General features: G+C 67.7%; 20 protein-coding genes. 9 read left to right on the top strand and 11 right to left on the bottom strand.

Annotation, left to right across the window (positions count from 1 at the left end):
- The first annotated feature begins 33 nt into the window (after nt 1-33).
- Both CFB18_RS04940 and CFB18_RS04945 read left to right on the top strand, forming a co-directional pair.
- Nucleotides 34-327, top strand: coding sequence for a hypothetical protein (locus tag CFB18_RS04940; RefSeq protein ID WP_088570694.1), 294 nt, complete (start codon nt 34-36; stop codon nt 325-327).
- Between the two features lie 88 nt (nt 328-415).
- The gene (locus CFB18_RS04945) at nt 416-3046 is read left to right on the top strand and encodes a CBS domain-containing protein (RefSeq protein ID WP_159461584.1); all 2631 of its coding nucleotides are present in this window, start codon (nt 416-418) and stop codon (nt 3044-3046) included.
- A gap of 267 nt (nt 3047-3313) precedes the next feature.
- On the opposite strand, the gene CFB18_RS04950 is transcribed toward CFB18_RS04945, so the two are convergent.
- Entirely contained in the window at nt 3314-4666 is a 1353-nt protein-coding gene (locus tag CFB18_RS04950) for an 8-oxoguanine deaminase (protein ID WP_088570696.1), read from the bottom strand.
- A 122-nt stretch (nt 4667-4788) separates the two neighbouring features.
- Here CFB18_RS04950 and CFB18_RS04955 point away from each other — a divergent pair, with 122 nt between their 5' ends.
- Genes CFB18_RS04955 through CFB18_RS04965 form a run of 3 tightly spaced genes read left to right on the top strand, consistent with a single transcriptional unit; the run spans nt 4789 to nt 7053 of the window.
- Nucleotides 4789-5529, top strand: coding sequence for a DUF429 domain-containing protein (locus CFB18_RS04955; RefSeq protein WP_088570697.1), 741 nt, complete (start codon nt 4789-4791; stop codon nt 5527-5529).
- A 34-nt stretch (nt 5530-5563) separates the two neighbouring features.
- Complete coding sequence (locus CFB18_RS04960) at nt 5564-5959, top strand: DUF309 domain-containing protein (protein ID WP_159461585.1); 396 nt, start codon at nt 5564-5566, stop codon at nt 5957-5959.
- Between the two features lie 59 nt (nt 5960-6018).
- A complete protein-coding gene (locus tag CFB18_RS04965; RefSeq protein ID WP_088570699.1) occupies nt 6019-7053 on the top strand; it encodes a zinc-binding dehydrogenase in 1035 nt (344 codons plus the stop codon).
- 79 nt (nt 7054-7132) lie between these two features.
- Here CFB18_RS04965 and CFB18_RS04970 read toward each other — a convergent pair whose 3' ends face one another.
- From CFB18_RS04970 to rpsB, 8 genes are all read right to left on the bottom strand, one after another.
- A complete protein-coding gene (locus CFB18_RS04970; protein ID WP_088570700.1) occupies nt 7133-7549 on the bottom strand; it encodes a cupin domain-containing protein in 417 nt (138 codons plus the stop codon).
- A 35-nt stretch (nt 7550-7584) separates the two neighbouring features.
- Nucleotides 7585-8220, bottom strand: a complete 636-nt coding sequence (gene tmk, locus CFB18_RS04975) for a dTMP kinase (protein ID WP_088570701.1) — start codon at nt 8218-8220, stop codon at nt 7585-7587.
- A 1-nt stretch (nt 8221) separates the two neighbouring features.
- Nucleotides 8222-9025 (bottom strand): phosphatidate cytidylyltransferase, encoded by an 804-nt coding sequence (locus CFB18_RS04980; protein WP_088570702.1) that lies wholly within the window; start codon nt 9023-9025, stop codon nt 8222-8224.
- Nucleotides 9026-9041: 16 nt separating this feature from the next.
- Nucleotides 9042-9788, bottom strand: coding sequence for an undecaprenyl pyrophosphate synthase (locus CFB18_RS04985; protein WP_234977010.1), 747 nt, complete (start codon nt 9786-9788; stop codon nt 9042-9044).
- Nucleotides 9789-9850: 62 nt separating this feature from the next.
- Nucleotides 9851-10411 (bottom strand): ribosome recycling factor, encoded by a 561-nt coding sequence (gene frr / locus CFB18_RS04990; RefSeq protein WP_088570703.1) that lies wholly within the window; start codon nt 10409-10411, stop codon nt 9851-9853.
- A gap of 46 nt (nt 10412-10457) precedes the next feature.
- Nucleotides 10458-11174 carry a UMP kinase gene (gene pyrH / locus CFB18_RS04995; protein WP_088570704.1) on the bottom strand — a complete coding sequence of 239 codons (717 nt, stop codon included), beginning with the start codon at nt 11172-11174 and terminating at the stop codon, nt 10458-10460.
- Nucleotides 11175-11269: 95 nt separating this feature from the next.
- Nucleotides 11270-11887: a translation elongation factor Ts gene (gene tsf, locus CFB18_RS05000; RefSeq protein ID WP_088570705.1), complete on the bottom strand. Its 618-nt coding sequence runs from the start codon at nt 11885-11887 to the stop codon at nt 11270-11272.
- A 36-nt stretch (nt 11888-11923) separates the two neighbouring features.
- Nucleotides 11924-12763 carry a 30S ribosomal protein S2 gene (rpsB, locus tag CFB18_RS05005; RefSeq protein ID WP_088570706.1) on the bottom strand — a complete coding sequence of 280 codons (840 nt, stop codon included), beginning with the start codon at nt 12761-12763 and terminating at the stop codon, nt 11924-11926.
- Between the two features lie 250 nt (nt 12764-13013).
- Between rpsB and CFB18_RS15250 the strand changes: the two genes are divergently transcribed.
- From CFB18_RS15250 to CFB18_RS05030, 4 genes are all read left to right on the top strand, one after another.
- Nucleotides 13014-13916, top strand: coding sequence for a DUF5666 domain-containing protein (locus CFB18_RS15250; protein WP_088570707.1), 903 nt, complete (start codon nt 13014-13016; stop codon nt 13914-13916).
- Nucleotides 13917-14168: 252 nt separating this feature from the next.
- The gene (locus tag CFB18_RS05015) at nt 14169-14660 is read left to right on the top strand and encodes an RNA polymerase sigma factor (RefSeq protein WP_088570708.1); all 492 of its coding nucleotides are present in this window, start codon (nt 14169-14171) and stop codon (nt 14658-14660) included.
- Nucleotides 14647-15765 carry a DUF5666 domain-containing protein gene (locus CFB18_RS16205; RefSeq protein ID WP_143597522.1) on the top strand — a complete coding sequence of 373 codons (1119 nt, stop codon included), beginning with the start codon at nt 14647-14649 and terminating at the stop codon, nt 15763-15765. The genes CFB18_RS05015 and CFB18_RS16205 overlap by 14 nt, the downstream gene beginning before the upstream one ends.
- A gap of 43 nt (nt 15766-15808) precedes the next feature.
- Nucleotides 15809-16174 (top strand): hypothetical protein, encoded by a 366-nt coding sequence (locus tag CFB18_RS05030; RefSeq protein ID WP_088570711.1) that lies wholly within the window; start codon nt 15809-15811, stop codon nt 16172-16174.
- 47 nt (nt 16175-16221) lie between these two features.
- Here CFB18_RS05030 and CFB18_RS05035 read toward each other — a convergent pair whose 3' ends face one another.
- Together CFB18_RS05035 and CFB18_RS05040 are read right to left on the bottom strand one after the other, a co-directional pair.
- On the bottom strand, nt 16222-16626 hold the full coding sequence (locus tag CFB18_RS05035; protein WP_143597523.1) for a hypothetical protein: 405 nt from the start codon (nt 16624-16626) through the stop codon (nt 16222-16224).
- Nucleotides 16627-16712: 86 nt separating this feature from the next.
- The gene (locus CFB18_RS05040; protein WP_088570713.1) at nt 16713-19118 is read right to left on the bottom strand and encodes a TolB family protein; all 2406 of its coding nucleotides are present in this window, start codon (nt 19116-19118) and stop codon (nt 16713-16715) included.
- Nucleotides 19119-19198 lie beyond the last annotated feature (80 nt).

A 19198-nucleotide genomic window follows, 5' to 3' on the forward strand; every position in this document is an offset into this window, starting at 1 on the left:
TCTTTCCATGGCCGGGTGTGCAGGAGGCGCATAATGGGACGCTTCATGAGCCTGCGGGTGATCGCATGGGCGTTGCGGGCGGCGGGCCTGCTGATGGGGATCGGGATCGGGCTCGCTCTCTGCTCGGCGTGGATCCCCGGAGGCCTCGGCTTCTTCCGAATGCCCTCTCCGCTGGAAGGAGTTCTCCTCCTGGGCGCGGGGCTCCTCTACGCATTGCTCCTCTACGGAGCTGGGGAGCTGATCGAGCTGCTCCTGGCCATCGAGGATCATGTCCGGACGATGGCCGAACATTTCCGACGTCAGGGACCTCCGTCTGCGGTCTCCTGAAGGCGGGAAGCCCGCGGGATGCGCCCTCCGGATGAGGCGATCCCATCGCCGGGATCGACACAGCGCTTTGCAGGTAGGCATAACGGTTATGGAAGCAGGCCTGACGCTGGTCCTCACCCATGAGAACGCGGATTTCGACGCCGTGGCCGCCCAGCTGGCGGCGGCCCGGCTTTACCCGCGGGCCATCCCGGTGCTCCCCCGACGGGTGAACCGGAACGTGCGGGCTTTCCTGAACCTCTACGGGGACCAGCTGCCGTTCATGCTCCCGGATGAGCTGATCCGCCGCCCGGTGGATATGGTCATCCTGGTGGACACCCAGACGATGGCCACGGTGCGGGGGATGGGGCCGCAGACCCGGGTGCAGATCATCGACCACCATCCCCTGGCCCGGGATCTGCCTCCGGGCTGGACCTACCACGGGGAGCCGGTGGGGGCGACCACCACGCTCCTGGTGGAGGGGCTGGCCGAACGGGGGATCGCCCTGAGCTGGGTGGAGGCCACTTTTTTGCTGTTAGGGATCTACGAGGACACCGGATCCCTCACCTATCCTTCCACCACGCCGCGGGATCTGCGGGCGGCGGCCTGGCTGATGGAGCGGGGGGCGGATCTCGCCGTGGTCAGTGAGTTCCTGCACCATCCTCTCTCCGAGGCCCAGCGCCGCCTATATGATCGCCTGCTGGAGTCCGCGCAGACCCTGGAGCTGGAGGGGCACACGGTGATCATTGCCGCCGCGCGGGCGGATGGTTTCCTGGAGGAAATCTCCAGCGTGGCCCATCGCCTGCGGGACCTCTTCGAGCCCTCCGCCCTCTTCGTGCTGGTGGAGTTCGACGGGCACGTCCAGCTGGTATGCCGCACCACCACCGACGACATCGACGCCGGCAGCGTCGCCGCCCACTTCGGGGGCGGGGGCCACGCCCGCGCGGCCGCCGCGGTGATCCGGGGCCGCCCCCTGGAGGAGATCCGGGAGGAGCTGGTGCGGATCTTGCCCCGACACATCCGGCCGGCGGTCACGGTGGCTGAGATCATGTCCCGCGGCGTGCGGGTCCTCCCGCCGGACCTCCCCATCCGGGAGGCGGCGAAGGAGATGCAGCGCACCGGCCACGAGGGCTTCCCGGTGGTGCGCGAGGGGCGGGTGGTGGGCCTGCTGACCCGGCGGGCGGTGGATCGGGCCATGCAGCACGGGCTGGGCGGCCAGCCGGTGGAGCGGGTGATGGAGAAAGGGGAGGTGTTCGTCCTGCCCTCCGACCCGGTGGAGAAGGTCCAGCGCCTGATGATCGAAACCGGCTGGGGGCAGATCCCGGTGGTGGAAGATGGTGAGGTCGTCGGCATCGTCACCCGCACCGACCTGATCCAGCTGTGGGGGGAGCGCCGGAAGGTCCGCCCGCGCTTCAGCGTGACCTCCGCGATGGAGGTCGCCTTCCCGCCCCCCTGGCTGGCCCTGGTGCGGGAGATCGGGGCCACGGCCCAGGCCATGGGCTTCACCGCTTACTTCGTCGGCGGGCTGGTGCGCGACCTCATCCTCAACTACCCCATCGTGGATGTGGATATCGTGGTCGAGGGGGATGCCATCGCCCTGGCGGACGCGATGAGGGCGCGTTACGGCGGACGCGTGGTCGCCCACCGGCGGTTCGGGACGGCCAAATGGTTGCTGGAGGGGACTGCGATCGCCACTCCGGCCGGGCCGGTGGAGGGGTTGAGGGCCATCGACTTCGTCACCGCCCGCCGGGAGTTCTACGCCCACCCGACGGCGCTCCCCCAGGTGGAGCCCAGCTCCATCAAGCAGGACCTGCATCGCCGCGATTTCACCATCAACACCCTGGCGGTCTGCCTGAACCCCGATCGCTTCGGGGAGCTGCTCGATTTCTATGGGGGCCTGCAGGACCTGCAACGAGGCCTCATCCGCGTCCTCCATTCCCTGAGCTTCGTGGAGGATCCCACCCGGATCCTGCGGGCGGCCCGCTTGGAAGCCCGCCTGGGCTTCCGGGTGGAACCCCGGACGGAGGAGCTCATCCATCACGCGGCGGATCTGCTGGCCCGGGTGAGCGGGGAGCGGATCCGACACGAGATGGAGCTGATCCTGGCCGAGCCGGAGCCGGAGCGGATCCTCGCCCGGCTGGAGGAATGGAAGGCCCTGACGTTCGTGATGCCGGGCCTCCGGGCGGACGATTGGCTGCAGGAGCGCTTCCGCGCGATGCGCGCGGCCCTGGAGGACGGAGAGTGGCAGGCCCGGGAGGGGACTCCGTTGGATCGCTGGCGGGTTCTGGCCGGGTGGGGGCTGATGGCCTATCGGCTGACCCCGGCCCAGTTGGAGCAGGGGATCCGCCGGCTGCGCTTCCCGGGCCGGGAGGCCGAGGCGTTGCGGGCCGTGCTGGAGGTTCGGGGGAAGCTCGAGCGCCTCGCGGAGCCGCTCAAGCCCAGCGCCGTCGCCGAGCATCTGGATCCGTATCCCCTGATCGCCCTCTTCGTGGTGTGGGTCGCCGCGCCGCCCGGCCGGGCCCGGGAGAGCCTGTTCCAGTATGCCCATGCCTGGCGAAGGGTCCGGCCGCTGCTGCGGGGGGACGACCTGCGTCAGTTGGGGATCCCGCCCGGCCCGGCCATCGGGGAGATGCTGCGGGCCCTCCGGGCTGCCCGCCTGGATGGGGAGGTGCAAACCCGGGAGGATGAGATCGCTTTCGTGAAGGCCCGCATAGGCGCCGCATCCGGACAGAGCTCCCAGTAAATCCCTTCCGGGTTAGCGCATAGAAACCCGGAGGCCCTCCTTGCTTTTATCCTCCATAGTGGGCATGTGAGTAGCATGGATGTGCGTCGTCTCCAGCGGCCGCTGCCTTCCGGGGGGATCTGCTCCAGCCTGTTGTGGATCGTTGCAGGCACTATTTGGGAGATCTCTTGGCACGCTGGCCGTGAGGCTGCGTTCTCCCGACGGGATAAGGAGCCGGGAGGAGCTTCCCGGCTCCCAAAGGTAAGTGCGGAGATCGCTCAGGCATCTCTACTCTCCCCGCACGATGCGCCGGGCGATGCGGTTGTGCTGTTCGATCAGGCGGCCTTCTTCTATGGGGAGCAGATGCCCCTCCTGAACGATCACCTTCCCCTGGACCACCACCCAATCGGCCGGGCGGGGCTGACAGAACACCAGGGCGGCGACCGGGTCGTGCAGGGCCCCTGCGTAATCCAGACGATCCAGCCGCCAGGCGGCGAAGTCTGCCGCCTTCCCCGGCGCGAGCTGCCCGATGTCATCCCGCCCCAGCACCGCCGCGCCGCCCCGGGTGGCCAGCCACAGGGCCTCCTCCGCGGTCAGAGCGTCGGGCCGCTCCAGGGCCACCCGCTGGAGGAGCATCGCCTGTCGGACCTCCGCCAGCATGTGCGAGGAATCGTTGCTGGCGCTGCCGTCCACCCCCAGCCCGACCTTCACCCCGTGGTCCAGCATCGCCCGGATCGGGGCGACGCCGGAGGCCAGCCGCATGTTGGAGGTGGGGCAGTGGGCGACGCCCACCCCCGTGCGGGCCAGGGCGGCGATCTCCTCCCGGTTCACGTGCACCATGTGGGCAAACCACACATCGGGCCCTTCCCAGCCCAGATCGGCGGCGAAGGCCACGGGGCGCTTGCCGAACCGGGCCAGACAGTATTCCTCCTCATCCCGGGTCTCCGCCAGGTGTGTGTGGAGCATCACCCCGTAATGGCGGGCCATGGCCGCCGCCTCCCGCATGAGATCCGGGGTGACGGAGAAGGGGGAGCACGGCGCCAGGGCCACCCGGCACATCGCGTAGGGCTTCGGGTCGTGATAGGTCTCGATGACCCGCTGCATATCTTTCAGGATCGCCTCCTCATCCTCCACCACGGAGTCCGGCGGGAGGCCGCCCTGGGATTCCCCCAGCGACATGGCCCCACGGGTGGCGTGGAAGCGGATCCCGATCTCCCATGCCGCGCGGATCTCGTCGTCCAGTCTCGCTCCGTTAGGGAACAGATACAGGTGATCGCTGGTGGTGGTGCAGCCGGAGCGAAGGAGCTCCGCCATCCCTACCAGGGCGCTGACGTAGACCGCCTCCGCGTCCATGCGGGCCCAGATCGGATACAGGGTGCGCAGCCAGTCGAAGAGCTTGGCGTTCTGGGCGATGACCCGGGTGAGGGTCTGATAGAGATGATGGTGGGTGTTGACCATGCCCGGGATCACCACCATCCCCCGGGCGTCCAGGACGAGGTCCGCCTCCTGGGGCAGCTCCTCCGTCCGCCCCACCTGTTCGATCACGCCGTCCCGGGCGAAGAGGCCCCCGTTCGGGATCCGCCGCCGGGCGTCGTCCATGGTCACCAATACCTCCGCGTGGCGCACCAGCAGGGTCGTCATTGATCGCCTCCCCGGACGCGGGATTCGAATCTCCGATTGGGTTCATTTTACCCGGGCCGTGAAGGTAGAGTAGGAGCAGGTCCGGACAGCGGGCGTGGCGATCCCCCGGGAGGGTCGTGGCGATGTGGGCCATCGGGCTGGATTTAGCGTGGTCGCCCCGGAACCCGAGCGCCGGGGTGGTGTTGGGATGGGCGGAGGATCACTGGGAGGTGGCCGCCTGGGAGGCGCAGCTGGGCCCCGATGCCGAGATCCTGGCCTTCCTGGAGCCCTATTTAGACGCCCCCTGTGTGATCGGGATCGATGCGCCCCTCATCGTCCCCAACGAGACGGGTTCCCGGCCCTGCGATCGGATCCTGGCCTCCCGCTTCGGCCGCCATCACGCGGGCGGCTATCCGGTCAACCGCCGCTGGCTGCGGTCCTTCGGTGGGCTGCGGGGGGAGGCCCTAGCGCAGGCCCTTTATGCCCGAGGGTTGGCCCTGGAGCCTCCCGAGGCCCCCCGCCTCCCGGTCCGCGTGGTCCTGGAGGTGTTCCCCCATCCGGCCGCCGTGGTCCTGTTTGGCCTGCGGCAGATCATCCGTTATAAACGGTTGCGTCGGGATCGGTGGGCGCGGGGGTTGCGACGGTGGCATCAGCGGCTGCTGACCCTCGAGGCCTTCCGGCCTCCGGTGCGCTGGCCGGAGCCCTGGCGCGAGCCGCCCCGCGGGGGGACCCGACGGATGTGGAAGGCGTGGGAGGATCAACTGGATGCGGCTTTCTGCGCCTATATCGCGGGCTACGTCTGGTTCCACGGCCCGGCGGGCTATGAGCGGATCGGAGATCTGGAGACCGGCTTGGTGATCGTCCCCCGTCGGATCGATGGGTAAGGCAAGGATCCGGACTCCGGCGCAGGAGGGGAAGATGAGCGGGGAGTGGCCGTGCTGTGCGGAGCCGCTGCCGGAGATGGTGCGGCAGGGCTTGGAGCGGTTCAACGCGGGGGAGTATTTCGAACAGCACGAGATCCTCGAGCACGCGTGGCGGGCGGAGGCCCGGCCGGTGCGGGAGATCTATCAGGGCATCCTGCAGATCGGCGTGGCCTGCTATCAGATCCAGCGGGGCAATTACGCTGGGGCGCTGAAGATGCTGCGGCGGGGGCTGGCCCATCTGCGCCGGGCTCCGGATCGCTGCCAGGGGATCGACATCGCCCGCCTGCGGGAGGACGCCCAACGCCTGCTCCACGAGCTGGAGCGCCGGGATCCCGCCGGCTCCTCCGAGCCGGATCCCCGCTGGTTCCTTCGGGTGTTTTTCGAGGGTTGACCTGCGCTGAGATGAATCTCGGTTTCCATCAAGGCATTGCATCTATCTAAGGAGGTCCGATGAAAGCGGTGGTGATGCGACGGCGGGGAGGTCCGGAGGTGTTGCAGGTGGAGGAAGTGCCCACCCCGGTCCCGGGGCCGGGGGAGGTGCTGGTGCGGGTTTACGCGTGCGGTCTGAACCATCTGGATCTTTACACCCGGGCGGGGGCCCAGGGGCGGAAGGCCAAACTCCCCCATATATTGGGCCTGGAGCCAGCGGGGGAGATTGCTGCCCTGGGGGAAGGGGTGGCCGGATGGGAGGTTGGGGATCGGGTGCTGGTGGGGGCCTTCATCGTGTGCGGGACGTGCGAGTTCTGCCAAGCCGGCATGGACAACCTATGCCGGCGGCGCCAGATCATCGGGGTGGATCGCTGGGGCGGTTATGCCGAGTACGTGGTGGCCCCGGCCGCCAACTTGATGCGTCTGGCCCCCCACATCTCCTACGAGGCTGCTGCGGCGGTCCAGGCGGCCTTCGGCACCGCCTGGCACATGTTGGTGTCCCGGGCGCGGATCCGGCCCGGGGAGACGGTGCTGGTGCTGGCGGCCGGCAGCGGCATCGGCACCGCCGCCATCCAGATCGCGCGGCACTTCGGGTGCCGGGTGATCGCCACCGCCAGCAGCGGGGAGAAGCTGGAGAAAGCGCGGGCCCTGGGGGCGGACGTGCTCATCAACTACCGCCAGCAGCCCCGCTTCAGCCTGGCGGTGATGGAGGCCACCGGCGGACGTGGGGCGGATATCGTCTTCGAGCATGTGGGCTCGGACACCTGGAAAGAGAGTGTGGCCTCTCTGGCCTTCCGGGGGCGCTTGGTGTTCTGCGGCTCCACCACCGGCCGCTGGGGTGAGACGGATCTGTGGGGGGTGTTTTACAAAGAGGCGGAGATCCTGGGCTCCTTCGGGGCCACACGGGCGGATTTCCAGGCGGTGATGGAGCGGGTGGAACAGGGGATCTTCCAGCCGGTCATTGACCGCGTGTTCCCCCTGGAGGAGGCCGCGGAAGCCCATCGCTACCTGGAGGACCGGCGGGTATTCGGCAAGGTGGTGCTCCGGATCCCCTGAGGGTTTGGTCTCCTATGCCATCGGATTGCGCTTCAAAGGACATCCCGGGATAAAGGGGATCCCCTCCTCCGGGCTCCCCTCAGCTCTCGGGCGGCCCCTTCCCGGGCTCCCCATACACATCGGGCCGCGCTGCCCGGACCCATTCGGCGGGGATGCCGCACAGGAACCGCAGGGGCTTCTGCCCGGTGTTGCGGTATTGGTGCGTTACGTGGGGCGGCACGAACACCACATCCCCAGCCCGGATCGGATACACCTGGTCGCCGATCTGCACCTCCCCCTCCCCGCTGAGGACGAAGTTTTCGTGCTCGAACCAGTGGGCATGGAGAGGGGTGTGGCCGCCCGGCTCCAGCTCGATGACCCGCAGGCGGTAGGTCGGGGCGCCGTGTCGGGTGTCGATAATCCACCGGATGGAGGCGCCCCGGGCGCCCGCATCGGTCACCGGCTGCCGCTCGCACGCGGTGAAGGGAGAAGGACGTCGGGGGTCGAACTCGCCCATCGGCTTCCTCCTGGGGAAAGGGATTCGCCTTCATTCTACTCGATGCGGAGGCCCAGGCGGTCGGCCAGGTGGGCGCGGATCGCCGCCTGCACCGCCTCCATGGGCTGGGAGGCGTCGATCACCACCCATCGGGCGGGCTCGGCAGCGGCCAGGGCGAGATAGCCCTCCCGCACCCGTTGATGGAATGCCAGGTCCATGGCGTCCAGGCGGGTCCAGGCCTCGCCGGAGGCCCGGCGGCGGGCCAGGCCCTGCTCTACCTCCACATCCAGCAGGAAGGTAAGATCCGGTTGAAGGCCGCCGGTGGCGAACCGGTTCAGACGGCGCAGCTCCTCCAGATCCAGTCCCCGGCCGTAGCCCTGATAGGCCAGGGTGGAATCCGCGTAGCGGTCGCTGATGACGATGCCTCCCGCCATCAGGAAGGGGCGGATGACCCGCTCCACCAGCTGGGCTCGGGCGGCGCAGAAGAGCAAGGCCTCCGCCCGGGCCACCATTTCCGCCTGCTCATGGGCGTGGAGCAGCTCCCGGATCGCCTCCCCCAGAGGGGTCCCGCCGGGCTCCCGGGTGAGCAGCACCCGAAGCCCTTTCTCCTGAAGGGTGCCGGCCAGCCAGCGGGCCATGGTGGTCTTCCCGCATCCCTCCGGCCCTTCGAAGGTGATCAGGAGGCCGCCCATCTTAAAACCCCTGGATCCAGTGAGCATACAGGTATGCGATCATCGCATTCCAGAGCAGACTGTCCAGCCGGTCCAGCACGCCCCCGTGCCCGGGGAAGAGGTTCCCGGAGTCTTTCACCCCGGCCCGGCGCTTCAGGACCGAGATCGAGAGATCCCCCAGGGTCCCTAGGCTGCCGGCCAGCAGGCCGAGGAGGGCGCCGGGCCCGGCTCCGATCCCGATCAGAAGGCCCAGGAGAGCGCCCACCAGGAGGCCGGCTATGCAGCCGCCGAGGAACCCCTCCCAGGTTTTGCCCGGGCTCAGACGAGGCGCCAGGCGGTGTCGCCCCCACCGCTGGCCGACGAAGTAGGCGGCGGTGTCAGCCCCCCAGGTGACGAAGAGGACGAAGACCACCCATCCGCGGCCGTAGGGCTCCGGGAGGTTCCGGAGCCAGACGAAGGAGCGCCCTAGCCAGCCCAGATACAGCCCGCCGGCGGCGGTGAAGGCCCAGTCGATCAGGGGATGCTCGGTGCGCCGGATCCACCAGAACCACACGAGGGCGAAGGGCGGCGCGAGGGTCAGGGTGAGCTCCGCCAGCCGGGGGCTGGCTGCGGAGAACATCCCGTCTATCAGGAAGCCCAGGATCATCAACCCGACCCAGCCCAGGGAGGGGGAGAAGCCGATGCGCCGGATCAGGCCGGTGTATTCCCAGGCGGCCAGCCCCAGGGCGAGGGCCACCGTCGCCGCCCAGATCCACCCGCCTTGGTGGATGAGGGCTGCGAGCAGAGGGATAGCGATGAGGGCGACGAGGAGGCGCTGGCGCAGCACGGCGGGATCAGGAAGGTTATCCGGGGGGAGCCAGCTGCTCGCTGATCTGTCCGAACCGACGCTCCCGGCGGCTGTAGGCCTCGATGGCCTTCAGCAGCTCTTCCCGGTCGAAGTCGGGCCAGTAGACGGGCGTCACATAAAACTCCGCATAGGCGGCCTGCCAGAGCAGGAAGTTGCTCAGTCGCATCTCCCCGCTGGTGCGGATGATCAGATCCGGATCCGGCAGCCCGGCGGTATACAGGTAGCGGGAGATCAGCTCCTCGTTGACCGCCTCCGGGGGGACGCCGTCGGCGATGATGCGGCGGACGGCCTCCACGATCTCCTGGCGGCCTCCGTAGTTGAAGGCGACGCAGAGGATGAGCCGGGAGTTCCCCTTTGTCCGTTCGATGGCCATGCGGATCTTTCGCTGGAGCCGTTCGGGCACTCCCTCCAGGCTGCCCAGATGGCGGATCTGCACCCCGTTGCGGTCCAGGTTGTCCAGCTCCCGGTCGATCATCTGCTCCAGCAACCCGAAGAGGCCGTAGACCTCCTCCGGGGGGCGGCGCCAGTTCTCGGTGGAGAAGGCATAGATGGTGAGGATGCGGACCCCGAGGTCAGCGCAGGCCTCGATCACCCGGCGCAGGTTCTCCGTGCCGGCCCGATGCCCGGCCAGGCGAGGGAGACCGCGGGCCTTGGCCCAGCGGCCGTTGCCGTCCATGATGATGGCGATATGGGTGGGGATCCTCAGCGTGATCTCCGCGACCTGACCGTTCTGCTGCCTCACGGACTCCTCCTTCCAGGGCCCTCTCCGATTCCGGGCGGAGATCCCTCCGTCCCGGCCGTGATTCAGAACGACATGATCTCCTTCTCCTTAGCCTGGGCGACCCTCTCCGCCTCCTCGATGTAGCGGTCGGTGAGCTTCTGGACCTCTTCCTTAGCCTCCTCCAGCTCATCGTCCGACATCTCTTTGTTCTTGTGGCGAGCCCGCAGCTCCTCCAGGGCATCCCGCCGGATGTTGCGGATGGCGACGCGGGTCTCCTCGAGCCGCTTGTGCACCAGCTTCACCAACTCCTGACGGCGCTGTTCGGTGAGCCGGGGCAGCACCAAACGGATGATCCGGCCGTCGTTGCTGGGAGTTAGCCCCAGGTCGGACTTGAGGATGGCCCGTTCGATCTCCGGCAGGGCCTTCGGGTCATAGGGCTGGATGGTCAGCAGGTTCGGCTCCGGAGCCCGGATGATGGCCAGCTGCTCCAGCGGGACCTGGGTCCCGTAGTATTCCACTGGGATCCGCTCCACCAGCGCGGGGGAGGCCCGCCCGGTGCGAATGCCCTTGAGCTCGTCCTCGAACACCCGAATGGCCTTGCGCATGCGCTCCTCGGCGTCGCGGAAGACCTGTTTCGGGATCATCGCGCCTCTTCACCTCCGCCAGGTTCAAGGGGCGGGCGGATGCGGCTCAGCCATCGATCAGCGTGCCGACCGGCTCCCCTCGCACCGCCCGTTCCAGGCTGTCCGGCTGCCAGAGATCCAGGACGATGATGGGCAGGTTGTGATCCATGCACAGGGAAAGGGCCGTGCTATCCAACACCTTTACCCGCAGGTTCAGGGCCTCTATATATGTTAGTTTATCAAACTTGCGGGCATTGGGGTTGACCATGGGATCTTCCTCGTAGACCCCATCCACCTTGGTGGCCTTGATGAGGACGTCAGCGTGGATCTCCATCGCCCGCAGGGCTGCGGCGGTGTCCGTGGTGAAATAAGGGTTCCCGGTCCCGGCCCCCAGGATGACCACGCGCCCCTTCTCCAGGTGGCGGATGGCCCGAAGCCGGATGTAAGGCTCGGCGATGGCGCGCATCTCGATGGCCGTCTGGACGCGGGTGGGCACTCCGAGGCGCTCCAGGGCATCTCGCAGGGCGAGGGAGTTCATCACGGTGGCCAGCATCCCCATCTGATCGGCGGTGGCCCGGTCCATGCGATGCGCGACCCCATCCCGGCCCCGCCACAGGTTGCCGGCGCCGATGACGATGGCGATCTCCACCCCCATCTCCTTCACCGCCTTGATGCGGGCGGCCAGCTCCGTGGCCCGTTCCGGGCTGATCCCGAATCCCCCGGGCCCGGCCAGCGCTTCCCCGCCCAGCTTCAACAGGATCCGCCGGTATTTCGGACCGGACATCGTGTGCTCCTTCCTGCAGGTTGTTCCATGCGCCCCCACGTCGGAAGAGCTGCGTCTCATCAAGAAGGCCGGGCTTCAGGGCCCGGCCCTCTTCATCATTCCACCGTCTCCCCCAGTTCGTATCGTGCGAACCGGCGGACCACGATGTTCTCCCCGACGCGGGCGATGACCTCCATGATCCGCTCGTTGACCGTGCGGTTCTCATCCCGGATGAAGGGCTGCTCCAGCAGGCAGACCTCCTGGATGAAGCGGGCCAGCCGGTTCTCCGCGATCTTCTCAGCGATGTGGGGGGGCTTGCCCTCGTGGAGGGCTTCTTTTAGATAGATCTGCCGCTCGTGCTCCAGGACCTCCGCTGGGACGTCCTCGCGGCGGATGTAGCGAGGGTTGGTGGCGGCGATCTGGAGCAGCAGGTCGTGGGCCAGCTGCTGGAACTCCGGGGTGCGGGCGACGAAATCCGTCTCGCAGTTCAACTCCAGCAGCACCCCTACTCGATTGCCCGGGTGCACGTAGGCGACCACCAGGCCCTCCCGGGCGGTTCGCTCCAGCTTGCGGGCCGCCCGGGCCAGCCCCTTCTCCCGCAGGTAATCGATCGCCTTCTCGAAATCCCCACCGGTCTCCTCCAGGGCTTTCCGGCAATCCAGGATCCCGGCGCCGGTCATCTCCCGCAGGCGCTTGACCATATCGACGGTGATGTTCAAGGGTCTTCCCTCCATCGAAGGGTGTCCGAAAAGGCCCGGGCAGGGGCCGGCTCAGGGGAGCTCCTCCAGCTCCTCCCCGATCTCCTCCTCCATCTCTTCCTCGGCCTCTTCCTCCTCCGCCTCGAAGACGCGGCGGGGCTCCAGGGCCGGCACGACCTCCTCGATCTCCTCCTCTTCGGCTGGGGCCTCCGGCACGCCCATCTTCTCCCGCAGCTGCAGGCCCTCCAGGACGGCGTCCGCCATCAACCGGGTGACGAGCTTGATGGAGCGGATGGCGTCATCGTTGGCCGGGATGATGTAGTCGATGGGATCGGGGTCGCAGTTGGTGTCGACCATGGCGATGACGGGGATGTTCAGGGCGTTCGCCTCGCGGATCGCCGTGGCCTCCCGCATAGTGTCCACCACGAACAGCATGTCGGGGAGGCGCTTGAGGGGCCGGAGCCCCTCGAACTTGAGGCGCATCTTCTCGTATTTGCGACGGAGCCGGATGGCCTCCTTCTTGGGCATCGTCTCCAGACCGCCGTTGCGGATCATCTCGTCCAGCTGGATATAGTAGCGGATGCGCTCCCGGATGGTCCGCCAGTTGGTGAGGGTGCCGCCCAGCCAGCGGTAGTTCACATAGGGCATCTGGCAGCGCTGGGCTTCCGCGGCGATGGTCTCCTGGGCCTGCCGTTTGGTCCCCACGAACAGGATCACGCCGCCCTGGGCGACTTTGTCCCGAACCAGCTCATAGGTGCTGTCGATGGCGCGGATGGTTTGCTGGAGGTCAATGATGTGGACGCCGTTGCGTTCGGTGAAGATATAGGGTTTCATCTTGGGGTGCCAGCGGTTGGTCTTGTGACCGAAGTGCACCCCGGCTTCCAGCAGCTCCTTCATCGTCACACGCGGCATAGGCCTTCCTCCAGATGCGTTTTTCTCCTCCACCCCTTCCTCCCGGCCGGGAGCCGGGCCGCGCCCGGCACGCCCCTCCGGTCCAGGGTGTGTGGGATGGGATACCGGCTGCACAGTATAACACGGGATCCGGCGATCGGCCAGTCCTCCCCGGAACCCCGTAACCTTTTGCCGTCCACCGCCGACATGATGGGCGGATCGCGGCGCGCCGCTCAATCCGCTCCGTTCAAACCGTCAGGGAGGTGCTTCCATGCAAAAGATCTTTCGTTGGGGGATCCTCGGGCTTGGGCTGGCGCTCCTCGCGCTGACCGCCTGCACGACCGCTCCCGCCGCCGGGGATGGGCAGACGATCCGCTGGCAGGGGACGGTGGAGGCCGTCCTCCCCGATGGCCTTCAGGTCTCGGGCCAGCGCGTCCGCTGGACCGGCGACACGCAGATCCTGGGGCAGGTGCAGGTGGGCTCGCAGGTGGAGATCGAGGGGACCCGATCCGATGGGGCGCTGAACGCGATGGTGATCCGGGTCCAATCCTCTGGTGGATCGGCAGCGATGAGCGCTGTGGCTACAGGGACCTTTGTCTCCCCGCTTCCCACCCCGACTTCCTGGGTCGAGTTCAAGGGGACGGTGGAGGAGGTCCTCCCTATCGGCTATCGGATCGCCGGCCAGACCGTGATCGTGACGACTACCACTCGCATTGATGGCCCCATCGCGGTGGGGACGTTTGTGGAGGTGAAGGGGGTCCTCCAGGCGGATGGTTCGATCCTGGCCGTCCACATCCACCTGGAGGAGCCGGAGCAGAAGGACGCCAAGGTGGAGTTCAAGGGGGTGGTGGAGGAGGTTCTCTCGAACGGTTATCGGGTGAGTGGGCGCATTGTGGTGGTAATGGGCTCCACCAAGGTGAAGGGTCCTATCGCTGTTGGGAACTGGGTGGAGGTGAAGGGGGTCCTTCAGGCGGACGGCAGCGTCCTGGCTTATGAGATCGAGGTGAAGGGGGCTCCCGAGTCGGGCAAGGATGACTCGCGTCATGACGACAGTCGCAGCAGTGATGACTCGCACCACAGCGATAGTTACAGCGGCGATGATTCGCACCATGGCGACAGCCATGGTAGTGGTGATTCGCATCATGACGATGATCACGATGATGACGATGATTGAATGGCGCGATCGAGGGGATGCGCGGCCCTCCTGAATCGCGAGACCGGGAAGGGGCGGGGCGGGGGACCGGCCGCGCGCGATGGTCCTCCGCCCGTTCTGCTTTGCTCAGGAAGGCTGGGGATCCGATGACATCTTCCTCCCAGCGCGGATACGATAGGGTTAATTACAGTGGAAACTTTCCTTGAGCGATCCGGAACAGTGACGGACGAACAGGTTCTGCTGGCCCGTGCACGGTCCCTGGATCCGGAGGCCATGGCCGAGCTGCACGAGCGGTATTACCGGATGCTGTATTTCTACGTGCTCGGCCGGGTTGGGGAACGGATGGCGGCGGAGGATCTGACCGCCGAGGTCTTCACACGTCTCCTGGAAGCCTTCCATCGGGGCCGGGGGCCGGAGCGCCATCTGGCGGCCTGGCTGTTCCGGACCGCCGATCATCTGGTGGCCGATCACCACCGCGCCCGCTACCGGCGCCCGGAGGTCGCGCTAGAGGAGGCGTGGGCCGCCGCGAGAGAGGAGGAGCGGAGCGATGTGGTGGTCCAGGAGCGGGTGCGAGAGGCTCTGGAGCACCTCACGCCCGATCAGCGGGCGGTGATCCTGATGCGGTTCTGGATGGATCTCCCCCTGGCGCAGATCGCCCGGGAGCTGGGGAAAAGCGTGGGGGCGGTGAAATTGCTCCAGCATCGGGCCCTGGCCGCCCTCGCTAAACAGTTACAGGATCTCAGGAGCGATCATGGCGCGACGTGAGGAGGAGCTGGAACAAGCCCTGCGGTTGCTCCGGGAAGGAGCTCCACTTGAAGCGGTGGTGGCCCGCTATCCGGAGCTGGCTCCGGCCCTGCGCGCCGCCCGTCTCCTGGAGAGGGCGCGCCCCCCCGGGCCGTCCCTACGCGCGGAACTGGCCTCCCGGGCCGCCTTCCTCCGGCGCGCGGAGGAGCTTCGGGCCGCTCGCCGTCCCTGGGCCGGGATCCTGTTCGGATGGCTCCGATATGCTCGGGCCGGTGCTGTCCTCGCAGGCATCCTGCTGATCGCCGGGGTGCTGCACCTCCTGGCCCAGCAAAGCCTTCCGGGGGATCCCCTCTACGGGTTGAAGCGGGCGGAGGAGCGGGTCTGGCTGGCGCTGACGCTAGACCCGGTGGAGCGGCGTCTGGTGGAGGAGACCCTGGCCGCCCGCCGCTGGGAGGAATACCGAGCCCTCGCGCAGCGCCGGGGCTCGGGGACGGTGACCTGGGAGGGCCAGATCGAGGGGAGCGAGGGGATCACCTGGCGCATCGGGGGGATCCCAGTGGAGGTCTTCCCCGAGACGGAGATCGTGGGACCGGTGGCCCTGGGCCAGCGGGCCGTGGTGACCGCCTTCCTGGGGCCGGAGGGGGGGCTGATTGCCCTGCAGATCCGGGCGATCTCGGAGACCCCGACTCCGATCCCGGAGCCAGAGGCCACCAGGATGCCTGCGGAGACGCCGGAGACACCCACCCCGGCCCCGGTTCAGACCCGCCTGTCCATGCGGACGCCTCAGCCGACGTCGACATTGATCCCTGGCCCGGCTCCTACGGCCACCCCGTCGCCGCCCGCGCCGGCGACGCCCACGCTCACGCCAACGCCTACCCCGATGCGGGGATCCACGCCCACGCCAACGCCTACCCCAGAGGATCACGACGAGGGAGAGACCGTGGAGTGGAAGGGGGTCCTCCAGGCGATCGCTGGATCCACATGGATCATCGACGGCCGCGCGGTGCAGGTCACCGGCAATACGAAGATCCACGGCGATCCCCGGATCGGCGATCGTGTGGAGGTTAAGGCGCGGCGTCAACCCGATGGAACGCTCGTCGCGCTGGAGATCGAGCGGGAGGATTAGCCCGATAGGAGCCGGAAGCCCAAAGGGAGCTTTTCACCTTAGCGTGGACTACCGGCCGTTCTGGGTGGGGTGGGGGCAGCCGGGCCTGTATTTGCTCACGCTGGTGACGCTCTCTTTCTATGTCCGGCGGCGCATCGGTCATGCGACGTGGCGGCGGATCCATTACTTGAGCTTTGTGGTCTTCCTGATGGTCACGGTCCACGGGCTGATGAGCGGCACGGATGCGGCCAGGGCCGGCGTTCGGGTCATGCATCAAACGGCGGGGTGGAGCGTGCTGGGGCTTGGGATTTATCGAGCCCTCGCGGTTTGGGTATTCCCAGCCTTCCGGAAATGGACTTCCGCGCTCTTCAGGAAGGGTTCAGCGCTTTCGAATGAATGCCCCCACCCGCTGCAAGGGCGATCACTCTGAAGTGGCTCTCGCCGACGCGTGGATGTCCGGGAGCCATGAAGCTCCCCCTATCCGGGCTCGCGTTCGCCCCGAGGAAGGGCGACTCGCACCTCCCAGAACAGGATAGCCCCTTCCTCGATGCGATCCCAAAGGGAGCGGATCCAGCGCAGCAACCGGCGATCCATCCGGGACGCGGCGCTCATCTTCTCCTCCTGTATCTCTTCTTCCAGCTCGCGCTCCGCCTCCTGGAGGCGCCTTCGGAGCTTCTCCCGACGATCCGTCCATTCCTGCTGCAATCGCTCCCGCGCTTCCGGCCGCAAAAACCGGACCCGCACGGGCTCCGGGAAGCCTTGGCCCCGCTCCAGGACATCGAAGTCTTCCCAGTGGATCAAAACCGGGGGCTTTCGTTGGCCAGCAGCGCTTCCGGCTCCCAAGCCATCCGCCACGAGATCCCATAGCACCACCCGCTCCATTCGTCCCCTTCTTCCGGATGAAGGGCGAAGAGGTTGGTTCCCATAGGCTTCTCCTCCAGCGAGCGTGGTGAGATCGGCAAGGGCGCTCACGGGCGCCAGTCGACCGGTCGGGCTCCGGGGGGCCAAGGCGCCTCCCAGAGCCGCCACGTCCCGGGCTCCACCAGGCGGACGCTCCACAAGCCATCCCAGCGCGGACGGAGAGCGAGCAGAAGAGGCTCTCGGGGGCTCCAGGCGATCTCCTTCACGTCCGCAAAAAGATGCCGCCCTTCCTTCCCGTCCGCTCGGAGCACCCAAACATCCCCATACCTTGGATCCGAAGAGGGAGCTAAGAAGGCGAGCCATTGTCCATCCGCGCTCCACGTGATCCCGGAGGGGATCGGAGGATAAGGCTCCGGCCGCGTCCAGAGCGGCAGCACCTGGGCCCAGCGTGTCCTCAGGTCCGTGATCACGATGGCGGATTGACTCTCGCGCTCTCGCCGCGCATACACCGACCATGCCAGGCGGCGGCCATCCGGCGCCCAGGCCGGATGGGAGACGGAAACCCGCTGCCATCCATCCCAACGGGATGGAAACCACTCCAGGAGAATCAGGCCTTTCTCCCAGAGATAGAGCGCGGGGGTTTCGCCCCGCACATAAGCGATCGCTTGTCCATCCGGGCCGGGGGCAGCCGGACCGATCCCGCCCGCATCAGGATCCAGGATCCGGTAATCGGCGCCATCCCGACGGATGGCCGCGAGGGCGACACGGGGAGGTAAGGCGCTTGGGGACATCACCTCCAGGATCAGCCACTCCGGGCGGGCCGGCCATTCATATACGGCCAGCACGGGCTCCGGAACCTCCCAGGTGAGGTTCCGGACGACGTTCCCCTGGAGATCCCACTGATAGAGATCCGTATCCCGGATGCTCTCCATGAAACGACCGTCGGGGGAAAGCCGGATAGGCCGGAAGGGATCGATGGGGGGATCCGGCGGCCGGGCGAGGAGGCGCGCCCGGCCATCAGGATCGATCCGCCACAGCGCTCCTCCGCTCCAGTAAATCAGGCCCGCCGGAAGGCGCGCGGCGGTGAACGTCAGGCTCTCCCGCATCAGGAGAAAGGCGCTTCCCAGGTCCACGGCGCCGCGATCGGTATACCCCAGGCCGATCCCATGGAGGCCCGCGGCGATCCATGTTTCCTCCGCCGGTTCCCCGTCCCGCCGAACGTGAAGCGCCGGAAGCCCACTGGCCGACGTCGGAAGGGCCGTGCGCGGAGCCTCGCGGTGCAGGGCCCACTCCTCCAGGGTGCCGGTGATCGGGGAGCGATAGAGGATGCAGTCGATCCCCGGCGCCTCGCCGGGGGGCTGGCTCGCATAAAGAGGCGGGATGAACCGAACATGACGGCGCGCGTGTTCGTCCGGCGGAAGCTCCCGGGGGATCCAGCCCGGGGGATAGCGCACGGAGAGCGAGGCCTCCGGGATGTGGAGGACCGGCCAGGCCATGGGGTTCTCCCCCAGGAGGCCAGCGAACCCTGCGAAACTGCCTCCCGGCACGGTGAGCCAGATCAGCCGGCCCAGACGTTGCCACGGCTCCTCGCCCCCGCCCTCCCATCCGATGAGGACGCGATCGCTCCGGCCGGAGGCCTCCGATCGCCATGCCAGCGGAAGCCAAACCGCGGTCTCAGCGTGCCACAGCCGGGGGGAGAAGAACCTCCTATCCTCCCACCAGAGAGGCGGATCCCACCAGGGAAGCGAAGGCCCCTCTGCGCTGAAGACCGGCCGCGATCGATCCATCAGGTCGATGCGCAGCCATCCGCCGGGCCCCTTCCCACGATCCCCGGGCCGCATCAGGAGCAGGCGCCGGCCGTCCGGAGCCCAGATCGCCTCGCGCGGTCGCGGCGAGGGCACGAACAGCCAGAAGGCCCCAGATTCCAGGTCCAGAAGATGGAGCCCGGACCGATCCTCATCGGCCTCCGCATCCAACAGGATCGCCAGATCCCGTCCGGTAGGCGAGGGAAGGAGGCGGATCCGAGCCCTCTCCGGCGAGCGGGACTCCACCGGCAGGGAAGACGAGCGGATCTGTTCCGTGATCGGATCCAGCTGATGGAGGGTCCACCGGCCGTCGGCGTCATACGCGACAAAGGCGAGGCGCCCATCCGGCATCATTGTCAGGCTGTGGATCGCCCGGACCCGGCTGGTCGGATCGAAGCAAAGATCCGAATCCCGTCCTCCGGATTCCGGATCCAGGCGGGCCAGACAGAAGGGGCGTTCCGCCGGGACGAACCACAGCCGGAGGGATCCCATCGCCAGTGTCCATGCCATCCCTCCTGCGCCCGCGAGCCGGAGCTCCGGGAAGCGGTGGCGCTCTCCTGCCTGGGGGAAGAGCAGATCGAGCAGGAGATGCTCCGGCCGGGCCGGATCCGGCCGGACCAGGGCGAGGAACCGCTGATCCGGCGACCATAAGCCCGCGATGGCCTCTCGATCGACCCGCCACAGGGTCTCCCCTTCCGGATCCGTCACCCAGAGGCCATCGGTGCGGGGCCAGACAATGGGCCCAAGAGGAGAGGGTAGCGGTTCTGTGAGGCGGAGGAACGGAGCGG

The organism is Thermoflexus hugenholtzii JAD2 (assembly GCF_900187885.1).
Lineage (GTDB): Bacteria > Chloroflexota > Anaerolineae > Thermoflexales > Thermoflexaceae > Thermoflexus > Thermoflexus hugenholtzii.